This is a genomic window from Aliivibrio sp. SR45-2, from assembly GCF_963890165.1.
GTDB lineage: Bacteria > Pseudomonadota > Gammaproteobacteria > Enterobacterales > Vibrionaceae > Aliivibrio > Aliivibrio salmonicida.
In genome coordinates this window covers 1-15,693 of sequence record NZ_CAWPRC010000165.1, presented here as the reverse complement: position 1 = coordinate 15,693, position 15,693 = coordinate 1, and the positions used below count along the sequence as shown (strand labels likewise).

Annotated in this window: 14 protein-coding genes; 8 read left to right on the top strand and 6 right to left on the bottom strand. The window is 39.2% G+C overall.

The window, feature by feature from the left end; all coding sequences use genetic code 11:
- Positions 1 to 45 precede the first annotated feature (45 nt).
- From treB to nagZ, 3 genes are all read right to left on the bottom strand, one after another.
- Entirely contained in the window at positions 46 to 1,470 is a 1,425-nt protein-coding gene (treB, locus tag AACV33_RS14140) for a PTS trehalose transporter subunit IIBC (protein WP_023603906.1), read from the bottom strand.
- 148 nt (positions 1,471 to 1,618) lie between these two features.
- On the bottom strand, positions 1,619 to 2,563 hold the full coding sequence (gene treR, locus AACV33_RS14135; protein WP_026025601.1) for a trehalose operon repressor TreR: 945 nt from the start codon (positions 2,561 to 2,563) through the stop codon (positions 1,619 to 1,621).
- Positions 2,564 to 2,715: 152 nt separating this feature from the next.
- Complete coding sequence (gene nagZ, locus AACV33_RS14130) at positions 2,716 to 3,711, bottom strand: beta-N-acetylhexosaminidase (protein WP_017023270.1); 996 nt, start codon at positions 3,709 to 3,711, stop codon at positions 2,716 to 2,718.
- Between the two features lie 199 nt (positions 3,712 to 3,910).
- Here nagZ and AACV33_RS14125 point away from each other — a divergent pair, with 199 nt between their 5' ends.
- The 8 genes from AACV33_RS14125 to rodA all read left to right on the top strand — a co-directional run bounded on the left by AACV33_RS14125 (position 3,911) and on the right by rodA (position 12,686).
- Complete coding sequence (locus AACV33_RS14125) at positions 3,911 to 5,014, top strand: anhydro-N-acetylmuramic acid kinase (protein WP_065612228.1); 1,104 nt, start codon at positions 3,911 to 3,913, stop codon at positions 5,012 to 5,014.
- Between the two features lie 34 nt (positions 5,015 to 5,048).
- Positions 5,049 to 5,918 (top strand): (2Fe-2S)-binding protein, encoded by an 870-nt coding sequence (locus AACV33_RS14120; RefSeq protein WP_065612229.1) that lies wholly within the window; start codon positions 5,049 to 5,051, stop codon positions 5,916 to 5,918.
- A gap of 168 nt (positions 5,919 to 6,086) precedes the next feature.
- Entirely contained in the window at positions 6,087 to 7,025 is a 939-nt protein-coding gene (locus AACV33_RS14115) for a porin (protein WP_065612230.1), read from the top strand.
- Between the two features lie 152 nt (positions 7,026 to 7,177).
- On the top strand, positions 7,178 to 7,414 hold the full coding sequence (locus AACV33_RS14110; protein WP_012551893.1) for an RNA recognition motif domain-containing protein: 237 nt from the start codon (positions 7,178 to 7,180) through the stop codon (positions 7,412 to 7,414).
- Between the two features lie 122 nt (positions 7,415 to 7,536).
- Positions 7,537 to 9,219, top strand: coding sequence for an RluA family pseudouridine synthase (locus AACV33_RS14105; RefSeq protein ID WP_182700339.1), 1,683 nt, complete (start codon positions 7,537 to 7,539; stop codon positions 9,217 to 9,219).
- A gap of 1 nt (position 9,220) precedes the next feature.
- The gene (locus AACV33_RS14100; protein ID WP_065612231.1) at positions 9,221 to 10,906 is read left to right on the top strand and encodes an RluA family pseudouridine synthase; all 1,686 of its coding nucleotides are present in this window, start codon (positions 9,221 to 9,223) and stop codon (positions 10,904 to 10,906) included.
- A 155-nt stretch (positions 10,907 to 11,061) separates the two neighbouring features.
- Complete coding sequence (locus tag AACV33_RS14095) at positions 11,062 to 11,520, top strand: hypothetical protein (protein WP_023603900.1); 459 nt, start codon at positions 11,062 to 11,064, stop codon at positions 11,518 to 11,520.
- A gap of 83 nt (positions 11,521 to 11,603) precedes the next feature.
- Positions 11,604 to 12,686, top strand: a complete 1,083-nt coding sequence (rodA, locus tag AACV33_RS14090) for a rod shape-determining protein RodA (RefSeq protein ID WP_012551889.1) — start codon at positions 11,604 to 11,606, stop codon at positions 12,684 to 12,686.
- Between the two features lie 65 nt (positions 12,687 to 12,751).
- Here the strand turns inward: rodA and AACV33_RS14085 are convergent, their stop codons facing one another.
- From AACV33_RS14085 to AACV33_RS14075, 3 genes are all read right to left on the bottom strand, one after another.
- A complete protein-coding gene (locus tag AACV33_RS14085; protein ID WP_065612232.1) occupies positions 12,752 to 13,279 on the bottom strand; it encodes a DUF6933 domain-containing protein in 528 nt (175 codons plus the stop codon).
- A 352-nt stretch (positions 13,280 to 13,631) separates the two neighbouring features.
- Positions 13,632 to 14,921, bottom strand: a complete 1,290-nt coding sequence (locus AACV33_RS14080) for a DEAD/DEAH box helicase (RefSeq protein ID WP_023603898.1) — start codon at positions 14,919 to 14,921, stop codon at positions 13,632 to 13,634.
- A 272-nt stretch (positions 14,922 to 15,193) separates the two neighbouring features.
- Positions 15,194 to 15,442 (bottom strand): DUF3297 family protein, encoded by a 249-nt coding sequence (locus AACV33_RS14075; protein ID WP_012551886.1) that lies wholly within the window; start codon positions 15,440 to 15,442, stop codon positions 15,194 to 15,196.
- Positions 15,443 to 15,693 lie beyond the last annotated feature (251 nt).

The following is a 15,693-nucleotide window of genomic DNA, read 5'->3' as shown; positions in this document are numbered from 1 at the left end:
CCTTTGCACTATCTCAATCAACATAAAGACAAAGGTGTTAAATAATTACGCTACGGAAACGTACAGCTGTTCTTTTACTTGCGCTCGTTTATACAAGGCAAGCGTTAACATCGCAGGAACGACGATCGCGACAAGCATAGCTACGCCATAAATACCCCAGTATTGCGGCTGAATAGAAAGAATACCCGGCAAACCACCAACACCAATACCATTCGCCATGACGCCTGCACTCCCACAAATAGCCGCCGCCATCGCAGAACCAATCATCGCACTCAACATCGGAAATTTGTATTTCAAGTTAATACCGTACATTGCGGGCTCAGTAACGCCTAAATACGCAGAAATAGCCGCAGGTACTGAAATATCACGCTCACCGCTTTTTTTACTGATAATAATGATGCCGACAACGGCCGATGCTTGAGCAATATTTGATAACGCAATGAGTGGCCAAATTGGGGTTCCACCGAGTTCTTGCATCAATTGCAGATCAACCGCATTCGTCGTATGGTGGATCCCCGTGATCACTAATGGTGCATAAAAGAAACCAAAAATCACAGAACCAACAATTGCAAAGTCTCCTGTCATTGCTGCTTTTGCTGCCATTGCAACTCCGTCACCAACAATACGCCCAAACGGGCCGATGAAGGCGTGAGCTAAAATCACAGACAACAAAATAGAAACAAATGGCACAACAACAAGGTATAGATAAGAAGGAACGATGCGCTTCAAATTTGTTTCAATAAAGGCGAGAGCAACTCCAGCAAGCATCGCGGGTATTACTTGAGCTTGATACCCCACTTTCTCGATCACAAATAGCCCAAAATCCCATACATCAGGGACTTCTTTACCAATAAGGTACGCATTCATCAATTGTGGTGACACTAAAGTAATGCCTAGAGTAATGCCGAGAATTGGTGTACCGCCCAACTTTTTCACCGTAGACCAACACACACCAACGGGTAAGAAGAAGAAAATGGCTTCGCCAATCAACCATAAGAAAGAATGCACAGTGGCCCAAAACTGGCTAATTTGAACCAATGTCTGACCATCAAACATTTTGATGTCGCCAATGACATTTCTAAACCCTAAAATCAAACCACCCGTGATAATCGCTGGCAGTAAAGGAACAAATATCTCAGCAAGGTGCGATATTCCACGCTCAATAATATTCATATTTTGACGAGCGGCTAATTTAGCATTCTCTTTTGAGGTGCCTTTTTCACCCGTCAATTCATTTAAAATCGCAAAAACATCATCGACTTCAGTACCAATAACAACTTGAAACTGCCCTGCATTGGTAAAACACCCTTTTACCATTCGAATTTTTTCAATGCTTTTTACGTCGGCACACTTCACGTCATTTAATACAAAACGTAAGCGAGTTAAACAATGGCTTACACTCGCAATGTTCTCTGATCCCCCGACCAGTTCTATCAAACGTTGTACATCCTTTCTCTCTATTTTACTCATGCCTTTAATCCATGTTGATTATTGTTTTATATTAATGGGAATGTTCCCATTTTATTTTCGAGTATAATTACAAAGATGAAACAAGAAATAAATGAGAGTCTTCCCACAAGGTGAATTAGATCACAATAAAGTCTCTTTTATAATAAGACTAAACTGTCAGTGACTGAGTAAGATGCGTGATCGTTATGTTCCCATCTAATTGCTGCAAAAGCTGCTTAGCGGCACTCTTTCCCGCCAATTGATAACCAGGGTTAATACTGATGATATTTGGAAATAAGAAAGAAAGTAGCTCATGCCCACCGACACCGGTTACTTGAATGTCATTACGGTGTAACTCCTGAAGCCGTTTTGCTACCCCAAGCGCTATCGTATCACTCGCACACACAATGGCCTGTAATTCTCGGTCTAAAACAGAATCAACTAACGCATACGCACTTTGGTGATCAAGCTGCCCTGTCGCAAACTTTGGGGGAAGGTTTCGCTCATGACACCACTCAAGGTAAGCCTCTAGACGCAATTTACCCGTTGTTTTGTCACTAGGATCAACGCCAATATAAGCAATGTTCTGCAAGTTCATGTCAGACAAATGGTAAAGCGCTTGTCGAATAACCCCTTCATTATCATAATTAATCGAGCTGACTTTATCCGTATCCATTGCGATCACAACCATGCGCTCATTCCAACGCTCAATCTCAGTCATATCACAATGTGTAAATCCGAAAAAAATCACACCATCAACGCTGCGTCGTCTTAATACCTCTAAATGTTCATTCGTTTTTTGAGCATCAAACTGACTTTCCATGATCACTGCATCATAACCATGTTGGTAGATAACCTCTAGAATACCGCTAACGGCTTTATTTTCAGAGGGAGAGTCAAGACGAGAAGTAATAACACCAATGACTTTCTGGCTGCCACCACGCATGCTTTGAGCCGACTTTGAAGGGATAAAACCAGATTCTTTAATTATCTGTTCTACTTTTTGACGAGTTTCTAACTTCACTTTAGGATCGTTCGTTAATACACGAGATACGGTTGATTTCCCAACGCCAGCCAGTTTCGCAACATCAAGGATCGTCAATTTCTTCGTCATATTTACTTCATCCATCTGTATTTATTTAATTTACAATAATACCGTTATCTTCTTTTTTTCTGAATCTAATTCATCCAGATTTACGACCTTTCATAAAAAACGCACAAGCTATCTCGTGCGTTTTATTATTCAATGCGTCTTATAAAGAAATATTAAGACTTCCAGCCATCATAAGCACGAGTAATCGTCTCGTTTGCGGCTTTCCACTCTTTGCTGCTTCTCAGTGTTTTTCGATCAAAGCTTTGTGTTTTTAACAACGAATGAGCTTTCTCTACGGTTTGAATCGCGAGATTATCTAACACTTCAACCGCTGATTTTCTGTTATTACACATTAAGAGCATATCGCAACCGGCCTCTAATGCTTGCTGAGAACGTTCTGCAGGTCCCCCCATTATCGTTGCCCCTTCCATACTAAGGTCATCAGAGAACACCAAACCCGTAAAGTTGAGTTGTTTACGTAAGATCTCTTTTAACCAGAATGATGAACCACTTGCTGGTGATGAATCGTATTCAGGGTAAATCACATGGGCTGGCATCATCGCATCTAAAATACCGGCATCAATTTGTGCTTTAAAGATAGCCATGTCTAGCTCAAAAATGTTGTCGCGATTATCATAAGGGGTTTCTAAATGAGAATCGGCAATCACACCACCGTGGCCAGGAAAATGCTTACCCGTTGTCGACGTTCCTGCCGATTTCATTCCTTGCATAAAGGCGGTGCTGTACTTAACAATGGTATTAATATCATCGCCAAATGCACGATTACCAATCGCTTTACAATCAAAGCCGCTGTCTAACACTGGTGCAAACGTTAAATCGATGTCATGAGCGACTAATTCAGCACACAATAGCCAACCCGCTGTTTTCGCTAACTCGATACCATTGTTCATCTCGGCATACGCTTGAGCGGGTGGGATTAAGGTAAATTCATCTCTGAAACGTTGAACACGCCCCCCCTCTTGATCAACACCAATAATAATAGGGCGACCTGCCGCTTTACGAATTGACGCGATGAGCGCTGACAACTGTGCAGGATCGTGATAATTACGAGCAAAAAGGATTAAACCACCCACAGTAGGATGCTGAAGTAGCTCACGCTCTTCTGCATCAATTTCATACCCTTCAACATCTAGCCATAACGGACCCATTACATTCTCCAAATCATCTTAATTTTTATAGGCTTAAAGTATCACGCTCTTTGCCGTTTTAAAATCTTATATCTTGAACTTAGGTTCGAAATCTCAAACAAACCCTAGGTATATTTCACTTATTCTATGGCACAATGAGTTTCAGTTTTATTGACCATGATAAAATGAAGATAGCGACATTAAATATGGAGAGGTTAAGATGGAAAAATACGTAGGCTTAATGTCAGGCACGAGTTTAGACGGTGTCGATGCCGTATTAGTTGAAACCAACGGTACAGAAATCACACTTCTCGGTCACGCAGATTACCCAATGGATGCACAATTAAAATCCGATGTATTGTCTGTTTGTACTGGGCAAGCCACCAATTTAAAAATGATTGGGGAAATAGATCATCGCTTAGGGCATTTATTTGCAGACGCAACCTTACATTTACTCAACACTCTCTCTGTTGATCCTGCCAGTATTACTGCGATTGGTAGCCATGGACAAACGCTCTTTCACTCCCCTGATACTCAATACCCATTTACGACCCAATTAGGGGATGCCAATATTATCGCGGCGAAAACGGGAATTAATACGATTGCCGATTTTCGTCGCAAAGACATGGCGCTTGGTGGTCAGGGCGCACCACTGGTTCCTGCATTTCATCACACCTTATTTGGCAAGCCAGAAAGCACACTTATTGTGCTAAACATTGGCGGCATTTCTAATATCTCGATTCTTCAAAAAAACTCGCCAGTCATTGGCTATGATACTGGCCCTGGTAATATGTTGATGGATGCGTGGATATATGAGCATAAGCAAAAGAATTATGATCACAATGGTGAATGGGCTCGCCACGGCATTATCATTAATCCATTATTAAGCAAACTAAAACAGCACTCGTATTTTGCTCGACCTTATCCCAAAAGCACAGGACGTGAGTTATTTAACTTAGAATGGTTTACTCAATACATTGAAAATCAATCGTATAAAGCACAGGACGTACAAGCAACCTTATTAGAATTTACCGTCACGACTATTGTTGACCAAATAACCACGTTTCGCGTTGGTAGCGAGGCTAAATTACTGGTATGTGGTGGTGGCGCGCATAATCAATATTTGATGGATCGATTACAACAATACCTTCCTAAGTGGGCAGTATCCACCACCAACGACTACAATGTAGATAGTGATAATATGGAAGCAATGGCCTTTGCTTGGCTTGCTCACCAACGAGTTCACGATCGACCAAGTAATGAACCGGATGTTACCGGTGCTTCACGTTATGCAAGTTTAGGTGTAATCTACCCGGCGTTTTAAATACAAATAAGAATAATTACTAAGTAGTCCCTTTATGCATATTTCAGCTCAACTACAGCCAATTTGGCACAGCAAAAAGTCATCCGATCCATGCCATACTTTAGAAGAACAATTGGCATGGCTGCGCAATGCTGACGATAATATTAAACTTAAAGCCTCTGATCCAAAGAAAACAGAGAACGATCATCTTCCTTTAAATCTATGGTTACCAAAGCATTTACATTCTGCCATTGAGTTATTTTCTAAAAAGAATGAGGTTAATCAAAACGTTGCCGCTTCTATGTGGCTAAAATCGTTTAACAACCAGTTTTTCACTAGTTTGGTGGCTCTGCGTCTAAAGTTCAATCGTGTTCCTATTATTCAGTTTAATGATATTTTCATTTCAACACCAAATGGTGAAAAAATAAAATCATTACAAATCAATAAACACTGTCCTTTTGTTTGTCTTTCTGATGATCCTCTTTTTTCTGAATCTCAAGCGACAACCGTAAGTAATCATGAAGAGCTAGATCTCGCCTTGACGCACCTTTTACAGCAAGTCGGCGGTGGATTAAGCGTTCTCTTTGAACAAGAAAAATTAAAACATCGACCATTTTGGGGGGCCGTATCTTTAGCTGTCAGTGTTTTCTTTATGCGTTTAACCGAAAATGGCATATCCCATAAACAAGCGAATGATATTGCCCCAGAAGCCGATAAATGGGTCGAAACCATCATGCCAGATATAGGCAAAGGATTGGCTCATGTTCGAGTGGCCGAAAATACAACTCAAGCCATTTTGTATGTGCAACGCGAAACCTGTTGCATGAAATACAAAATCGATGGCAAGAAGAATTGCGCGACATGCCAATTACTTGATGAAGACAAACGCCACAAGAAAAACATCAAACGCATCCCTTCTAAATAATACGCATTTTATCAATTGTAATGTGTCGGTCATTTGATTGACACATTACTTTTATAAATTTTAAACAAAAATTACATCAATCTTTCATATAGTTTTTTTATCTTAGATACCAAGCAAACAATTACACCAAAACGGATTGTTTTGGTTACTTTAAAGGTATGGAATCTAATGAAAAAATTACTACTATCAACGGCTATATTGTCTTCTCTTACATCAACCACTCTTTTCGCTGCAACCGTTTATGATCAAGACAATACTCAATTGAAAGTTGGTGGCAGAGCCGAAGCACGAGCGAATATCTCAGACAATAATGAAACAACGGACAACAGTTCATTTAAAGATAAAAGTCGTGCACGTATTAATTTAAAAGGTAAAACAAAAATCAATGAAAGCCTAGGTGCCTTTGGTACTTATGAAGTCGAAATTGGGAGTGGTAAAGACAATACAGTAAATACCCGTTACCTATTTGCAGGCTTAAGCACTACCGTTGGTAACTTCTCTTACGGCCAACAAGATTCAGCGCAAGTTATGCTCACCGATTACACCGATATTCTTGCTACGTTTGGTGGTGACGCTGCCGATTTGACGACTGGCAACAAAGATAAGCGTGAAAACAACTTTTTATACTCTGGTGAATTTGATGCATTAACAGTGCAGGCAAACTACATTGCCAGCAATGAAAAAGACGATGATAGCTTTGGTATTTCGGGCATGTACGCCTTACCAATGGGATTGGACTTTGGCCTAGGTTACACATCAGGACAACAAGCCTCAACAGGGTTAAATTCTATCGATGCCGACCAAATCAACCTCGCAATTCGCTATACAATAAATGCTTTCATGGTATCAGGCTTATTTACTACTGGTGAAATCGATAATAAAGACGCCAATGGTTACGAACTGGCTGCGGCTTATAAACTTAACCAATGGGTTTTCCAAGGCGTATATAACTTTCAAGACGTAGACAGTACCGACACAGAAAACAACGTGGCTATTGAAGCCATTTACAAACTCAATAAAAGTTTCCGCACGTATGCAGGCTACAAATTTGAACAAATAGACAATAAAGACGACCAACTGCAATTTGGTCTACGTTACGATTTCTAAGTAAAATCGTTAACAATAGTAAATTTTAGCACTCTGGGTGGAGGCTAAATACAAATCCGAAACGGTTATTTTACGGTTTCGGATTTTCATTTTGGCACATCGTACCAATTTCTGTTATAACGTAGCCTCAAATCACTATTTAACGGTTAATCATGAAATTACTAGTTCGCAATTTACCTCGTACAATGACTGAATATGAATTAAGAGAAATGTTTAAAGCTCACGGTTCACTTGGTTATTGCACATTAGTTTTAGACGAAGCGACTGGCGAATCTAAAGGTTTTGCATTTGTTGACATGCCAAACGATGAAGAAGCTCTAGCTGCTATCGAAGCTGAAAATGGTAAAAAGTTTGATAAAGACAAGATTCGCGTAAAAGCAGCAGAATAATTCCATTATTTTGTAGGCTAAACGCATTCTAGTGATTCAAATATCATGGCTCTCAAGCTGGTATTTGAATCACTTATTTTGTACACCCACCCCCCTAAAAACTCTGCCAATTAGATAAGATGATGCCAATGTCTGATCCTTGCTTTACTTCTTTTGTACACCCTCTCGATAGCTATTCTTTACCTGAGCGATTCACTTTCCCGTTTTACTATGAACCACATCCATTATGTGAGCTCGCCGCCAATCAGTTACAGGGTCACTTAGTATCCCAAAGAGAATGGCAACACAACTTTGGATTAGAAGAAAGCAACGATAAAGCCATTGGTAAAATGTTTGGAGTATTGCTTGTACGCCACCCTTCTGGTGAAGTCGGATTTTTATCTGCTTTTTCAGGAAAAATTGCTGACAGTAATCACCTCCCACATTTTGTTCCTCCCGTATTTGATATGCTCAAGGAAGACGGTTTTTTTAAAACTGAATTGGCAGAAATTACCGATATAAACACGGCGATAAAACAACAACAAAGCAATCCGTTATTGGGCGAATTAAGCACCACTCTATCTATAGAAAACACAATTTCTCAAGAACAACTTGAAGCCCAGCGCCAAGTCATGATCGAAGGCCGAAAATCACGAAAAGAACAACGTGCAGATGCAGAACGTAATGCCTCATCAGAATCCGGCGAGCGCTTAAAAATAGAATTAGGAAAGCAGAGTGTTCAAGAAAAGAACGCCTTGAGAGATTTAAAGATACATTGGGACACAAGAATCAACAAAATTCAGTCTCAATTAGATGACTTAAATAACGCTATTCACGCATTAAAAACACGTCGTAAAGTGTTATCTTCTGCCTTACAAAAAAAATTGTTCCAACAATACAAATTCCTAAACACCCATGGCGTAGAAAAAGATCTTAACGATATATTTAAAGATACCCCAAATCATGTTCCTCCAGCAGGCTCTGGCGAATGTGCCGCACCAAAATTGCTTCAATACGCATTTGCACATGGTTTTACCCCACTTGCTTTGGCTGAATTTTGGTGGGGAAGCGCTCCAAAATCAGAAATACGTCAACACAAAAAATTCTATGCGTCTTGTCAAAGTAAATGCCAACCAATCTTAGGCCATATGTTGGATGGTATTGAAATGGATGAAAACCCACTGTTAATCAATCCAGCAGAAGGCAAAGACATCGATATTATTTATGAAGATGAATTTATGCTCATCATCAATAAGCCAGCGGATTTCTTATCGGTACCGGGTAAAAATATTAATGACTCTGTTTATACCCGCGTACAGCAACGTTACCCAAATGCAACTGGTGGGCTAATTGTGCATCGCTTAGACATGGCAACCTCTGGTTTAATGGTTTTAGGGTTAACCAGCAAAGCGCATAAACGTCTGCAGAAACAGTTCATAAATCGTACTGTAGAAAAACGCTACACCGCATTACTTGATGGTTTATTACCACATCGCGAAGGACAAATCACGTTACCATTGCGTGGGGATCTTTATGACAGACCGCGTCAGTTAGTCTGCTTTGAATACGGAAAACAGGCAGAAACAACGTATAACGTGATTGAATATAAAGAAAAGCAAACTCTTGTGCACCTTTACCCAAAAACAGGGCGAACTCATCAATTACGTGTGCATTGTGCCCACCACTTAGGATTAAATATGCCTATCATCGGTGATGGTTTATATGGTCAAAAAGCGGATCGTTTATATCTACACGCGGGCTATTTATCAGTGACTCACCCAATGACAAAAGAGCCTATGGAATTTGTAGTTGAGGCTCGATTTTAATATGACACAACATCAATTTACCCGATTCTCGACGAGCATTGATCAGTACTCATTACCTGCGAATTTTACGTTCCCATATTACTATGTCCCTCACCCATTAGCGTTACTAGCAATGAGTGAGCTACAGCATTACCTAGACACTCAACAAGAATGGCAATACGACTTTACCGCGATTGGACACATGTTTGGCGTGCTTGTCGTTAAAAACCAACAAGGAGATATCGGTTATTTATCTTCTTATGCAGGAAACGAGTTAACTAATCATAAAATACACAGTGACACTCCTAGCCTTTTTGTCGATACAATTATTGAACATCACTATGATCAGCCTTACTTTGCTGAAAAAACACAACATATCAATACGCTTCTCCACCATATATCTACATTAAAAAGCACCCCAGCATTTAGTGCCCTTACTGACAAATTGGCGTTAAAAAAATCACAAGCTGAGCAAGAAATCACTGCATTTCAACAATCGATGGCAAAAAGTAAGAAGCAGCGTAAACAATTACGAACAGAAGCAGAATCAAACCCTGCATCAACAGTAAACACAACACAACTTGAAGCGTTAATTCACGATCTTGGTAACCAAAGCAGCCGAGAAAAAAGAGAATTAAAAGCCTTAAAAGAGCAATGGAAAGCCAACCTTGCAGAATTAACGATTCAACATAATACGATGCTTACTTCAATTGCTCAGAAAGAAAATGAGTACAAACAACTGTCTAAAAATCTAGATATCGAAAAGTTACGAGCTTGCCAATTTACAAACCAATTGGGCTCAACAAAAAGCTTATATGATTTATTCACTGCAGTTGATGATGAATCGTCTCCGATTTCACACTCAAGTGAAGAGAATGCACCCAAATTACTTCAAGCGGCCTTTAAAATGGGACTAACCCCTTTAGCGCTCGGAGAGTTTTGGTGGGGTTCTTCACCTTATGAAACAATCAGACAACACAAAAATGTCTATCCTGCCTGTCAGAGTAAGTGTTTTGAAATCTTAGAGCACATGCTTGAAGGAATAGAGCTGGATGACAATTCATTAAAACAAACGCCCTCTTATGGAAAAGATCTTGAGATCGTTTATGAAGATGAGGCGATTGTTATCGTAAACAAACCGGCTGAATTTTTATCGGTTCCAGGGAAATTTATTACAGACTCAGTACAGACTCGCATTAAAGCGCGTTATCCACAGGCAACAGGTCCATTAATCGTACACCGCTTAGACATGTCGACGTCAGGTCTATTAGTATTAACTTTAACGGCTGAAACAAATAAGCAGGTACAAAAGCAGTTTATTGATAGAACGGTAGAAAAACGCTACACCGCGCTTCTTGAAGGTAACATTGCCTTAAATGATGGCATCATAGATTTACCTCTCACTGGTGATTTAGAAGACAGACCACGACAAATGGTAGACCATAAGCAAGGCCGAAAAGCAGAAACCACTTTTCAAGTAATAGAGCGAAACAACAACCAAACAAAAGTCTACCTTTACCCAAAAACAGGTCGAACTCACCAGTTGCGCGTACATTGTGCTCATCAAGCGGGTTTGGGCACCCCTATTGTCGGTGATGACTTATATGGGTTTAAATCTAAGCGATTGCATCTACATGCTGGGTACCTAAAATTTACGCACCCTATCACTGGTAACGAGGTCGAATTTTCAATGAAAGATGATTTTTAATACATTATCGATAGTAATGTCAAAAATTGAATGTTCATTCATCTGAAAAGATTGCTTTTTTTCATAAAATCGTTAATTTAGCTAACTTCTGCATCTCACAGTGCAGAAGCCTTGAACAGTGTTCATTTATTAATCCATACTCATATAGAACAAGCATGAAAAAACATTTTACATTATCGCAGATAACTCTTTTTCTGTTTAGCTTATTGCTTGTATCGTTATGCATTAATATTGCTATGTCATCCGTTCAAGCACAATTTGAACTTACTGATACCAATGTATACACTTCGTCTGTGATGGATAAAAATAGACTTAATGGCAGTGAGATGAACATTCATCATGCTGAACAAAGATTACTATTAACCCCTTTTTCACACCCTTTACGAATAGAACCTCTCTCTTTTTTAAAACCTAGAGTGATTGATGCGCCAACGAAGCCACCATCAAATCCCCCTACCGTTACTGTTGCAGACAGACGCCTACAAGTAAAACAGTGGGTTTCTTTGGCAATGACCGTCATTATTATTCCGTCAACATTCTATAAGCAAACCATTGATAACAATCGATTGGGTGGCTGGAAGGAATCGAATCTCCAATATAAAACCGTTAAATAGATAGGCCGTTTTATTACGACTGAACTATCGCTCTATACATTCTCATTCTGAGTCTCTTTTACGTTTTATAATGAATAGTATTTATGTTTAATTACAGACCACGTATCGATTACCCTTTATTGTTTGCTATATTTGTATTGATTTTACTCGGTTCTCTAACCGTATGGAGTGCTAGTGGATTCAGTGAGCCTATGTTACAGCGTCATCTTATCCGAGCAGTAATGGCGATTGGATGTATTGTTTTTATGTCCGCTATTCCACCCTTGAATTACCAACGCATGACGCCTTTTTTATATGGCTTAGCAGTTATTCTTTTATTAGGTGTAATTCTGATTGGTGACAGTACAAATGGTTCTCAACGTTGGTTAGTTATTGGACCGATTCGTTTTCAACCCTCTGAACTTGTTAAAGTAGCAATACCACTGATGGTAGCTTGGCTTTTGGTTGTTGATGCCGGACGTCCTGATTTAAAAAAGATAGCCATTTGTTTGCTCGTAACTGCCGTCCCTGCCAGTTTGATTTTCATTCAACCCGATCTTGATGGGGCAATTTTCACCGTCATCTATGCCCTTTTTGTATTGTATTTTGCAGGCATGAGTTGGAAAATTATTGGTTCTTTTCTTGGCGGTCTCGCAATCACGATCCCCGCCTTATGGATTTTTGTTATGGCGGCTTACCAAAAGAAACGAGTCACCCAGTTTCTGGATCCTGAATCTGATCCTCTTGGTGCTGGTTACCAAATTATCCAATCACTAATTGCGATTGGCTCTGGTGGCTTACGTGGAAAAGGTTGGATGAACGCTACACAAGGACACCTTGGTTTCATTCCAGAAAGTCATACTGATTTCATTTTTTCAACTTACGCTGAAGAGTGGGGATTTTTTGGCAGTGTATTGTTGCTAGGACTGTATTTATTCATCACTGGTCGTGTCATTTGGCTGGCTTGTCAGTGCGAATCTCCCTTTAATCGATTGGTCAGTGGCGCATTTGCCCTTAGCTTCTTCCTTTATGCCTTTATTAATATGGGAATGGTCAGTGGCTTGCTTCCTGTGATGGGAAGCCCATTGCCATTTTTTAGTTATGGGGGAACCGCGATGATAACCCAAGGGATCTGCTTTGGTATTATTATGTCACTTTGTCTTTATAAACCTTATAAGACTAAATAATCGCCTACCCATTAACTTAAAGCGCGATACCTTCGCGCTTTAGTTAAATTGAAATACTACGTTAATTAATGAAATGGTGACGTTACCTCTCCAAGCACCAGTTTAAATTCCTTAACCGCATAAGTTAAAGCTAAGTGGCTTTGAGGTACTCGATTTATTTTCATGGCAACATCAACAACGTCAATTTCAGATAACCCCCCTTCAATTTCAATTCGCGATTGATAAAGAGAAATAAGATCATTCATTATACCAACCTTATTTGTACTGTCTGTTTTCGTATATTGAATCACCGTGTCATTAATCGCATATGCCGAAATGGTTTGAATACTAATGCCTTCCGCTTTCATTTGTAAACACAGCCCTTCCAGAAAGTGTTTTCTTAACGTTTTAATGTGTTCTTTTTGAATACCGACAATAATGAATGAGAACAATGTTTTCTCTTCCATAAACACCAACACATTATGATTATCTTCCTCAAAAGAATGCACAAACCAATTACCTAATGCAAATTTCTCAGGCACTATAACCTTAAGTTCACTAGGTGTAATACCAATAAAATCTTGAACTTTTTTGGTACATTTAAATTGAAACATCACTCAACCTCTGAGACTAAAAATCATGGTTTACATTGGTAATATAGTCGCAGCATAACCCTTTCTTATCATGCACATCTATTTACACCAATTCCAATAAACATCTGTTTATTCTTACTAAATCAATCACATAATAATAGCATTAGAAATTATAGAATAACTACTTATCAGGTTTTTATTCTTAGTGATTTTTCTACTAATAAATAGAGTATTTAGTTAATTGCATTAATAGTAAATTTACGCCTTAAAATAAAAAACACTCGGTAAGCAAAGAATACCGAGTGTAATAAATTATAGTGTTAGTAGGATTATGCGCTTAACTAAGGGGTCATAATCATGTTATCTTTTTAGATTAGTAATTTCTCAACCAAACATCCTCATCTGCTGATGCTCTGTTTTTACGTTTTTTCTTACCAGTGCCTTCAGGTTTTGCCATCGGCTTTTCTACGTCTGATAAAGAATCACTTACTGCTTCATCGACTTCAAAACCTTCAACTTCTTCACGTTCTAGTCGAATTTTGTTCTTCTTCTCGATGATTTTAAAGTGATGGTAATCTTCATGATCGATAAGTGATAATGCTAAACCAACTTCCCCAGCACGACCACTTCGACCAATACGGTGCATATAATCTGATGGACTTCTTGGCAAATCAAAATTAATAACAACCGGTAGTTTTTCGATATCTAAACCACGAGCAGCAATATCTGTCGCAATTAAAACTTCAATCTCACCCAATTTAAATGCTTCAAGTATACGAGTACGCGCACCTTGGCCTTTATCACCATGAAATACTTCAGCGGTAATTCCACGTTTAGACAGTTTATCCGCTAAATGCTCACAACTATTTTTCGCATTAACGAAGATAAGTGCTTGTCGCCATTCGTTTTGTTTGATCAAATGCGCTAGCAATGCGGTTTTTTCACCTTTATTAACGGTAAAAACACGCTGTACCAAAGTACTTGCATCTGCGCTTTGCACTTGAATTTCAATAGGATCGTTAAGTAGTTCTTGAGTTAATGTTTGTACTTGTTCAGGAAAAGTCGCCGAAAATAATAACGTCTGCTTTTGCTTTGGTAATAAATTCAATAACGCTGATAGTTCTTCAGTAAAGCCAAGGCTTAACATTCGATCGGCTTCATCAAGCACTAATGTTTTGACTTTATCAAGCTTAATGGCATTACTTGAAATAAGATCGAGTAATCGACCTGGTGTGGCTACTAAAATATCAGTGCCGCCACGTAAAGCCAGCATTTGAGTATTTGCAGATACGCCACCAAAAACAGCAACGGTTTTAATTGCACCGTTAAAATGCACAGCATAAGATTTAATACTGTCAGCAACTTGTTTTGCCAATTCACGAGTAGGAACTAAAATCAATCCTGTAACATAGTTACCTTTCTCACTTTTAATGCTCAAAGGCTTACCTTCATGCAATTGCTGTAATATAGGCAGTGCGAACGTTGCTGTTTTACCTGAACCTGTATTTGCCCCTGCAATTAAGTCACGCCCAGCCAATACACTTGGAATAGCTTGCGCTTGAATTGGCGTTGGCTGTTGATATTCCAGCTCAGTTAATCGAGCTAACAAAGGTGTAATAAGGCCAAGTTCTGTAAAGTTGGCAGGCGTTGTGATAGTGGTCATTAATATAAAGGGCTCAAAGCTAAGATAATAGCCGGCCATTTTAGCCTATTTATGCCCGATTCCGTTAATTAAATATCTCAAACGCCCCCGTAATACCACCTACATCGTATAAATTACGCTTAATCTGTACCAAAATACTAAACGTAGGATAAACAAAAGGACCTAAATTTCTTTAGGCCCTTTTTAAGAATAAGTCTACGTGGGTAATAAATAACCACTTAACTATTACGACAACTTAGCGGGATGAGATCCTCGCTTACTATCATTTGTTCTTATTTATAAAAAGCTTCAACTTTGCCTTTCAATGTGATCATAAGAGGTTGACCACGACGATCCAATGCTTTAGGTGATGGGATTTTTACCCAACCTTCACTAATGCAATACTCTTCAACATCAGTACGCTCTTTGTCATTAAGTTTAATACCAATGTGATGTTCAAAGCATTCTGCCACATGATGTGGGCTACGAGGATTGCCCGAAAGGTGATCTGGTAGAGCTGGTTGCGATTTAGCGTCGTTCATGTTCGTGACCTGTAGTCAATAAAAGTGCGCTATTGTAGACAATATAGACCTAACGCTCAAGATATGTTGTAATAAATCGTGCTCTTATATTTCATCCACTTAACTCTTTGGTAGGAACTCAACCAATACGCTTTCATTCCTATCACCTCTAAAACAAACCTTCTGCTTGTGTTAATGGCTTTAATTATAAACGAGATTATATATTACGTTAAATAACAATATACTTATGTTGTATAAACATGATTAACCCC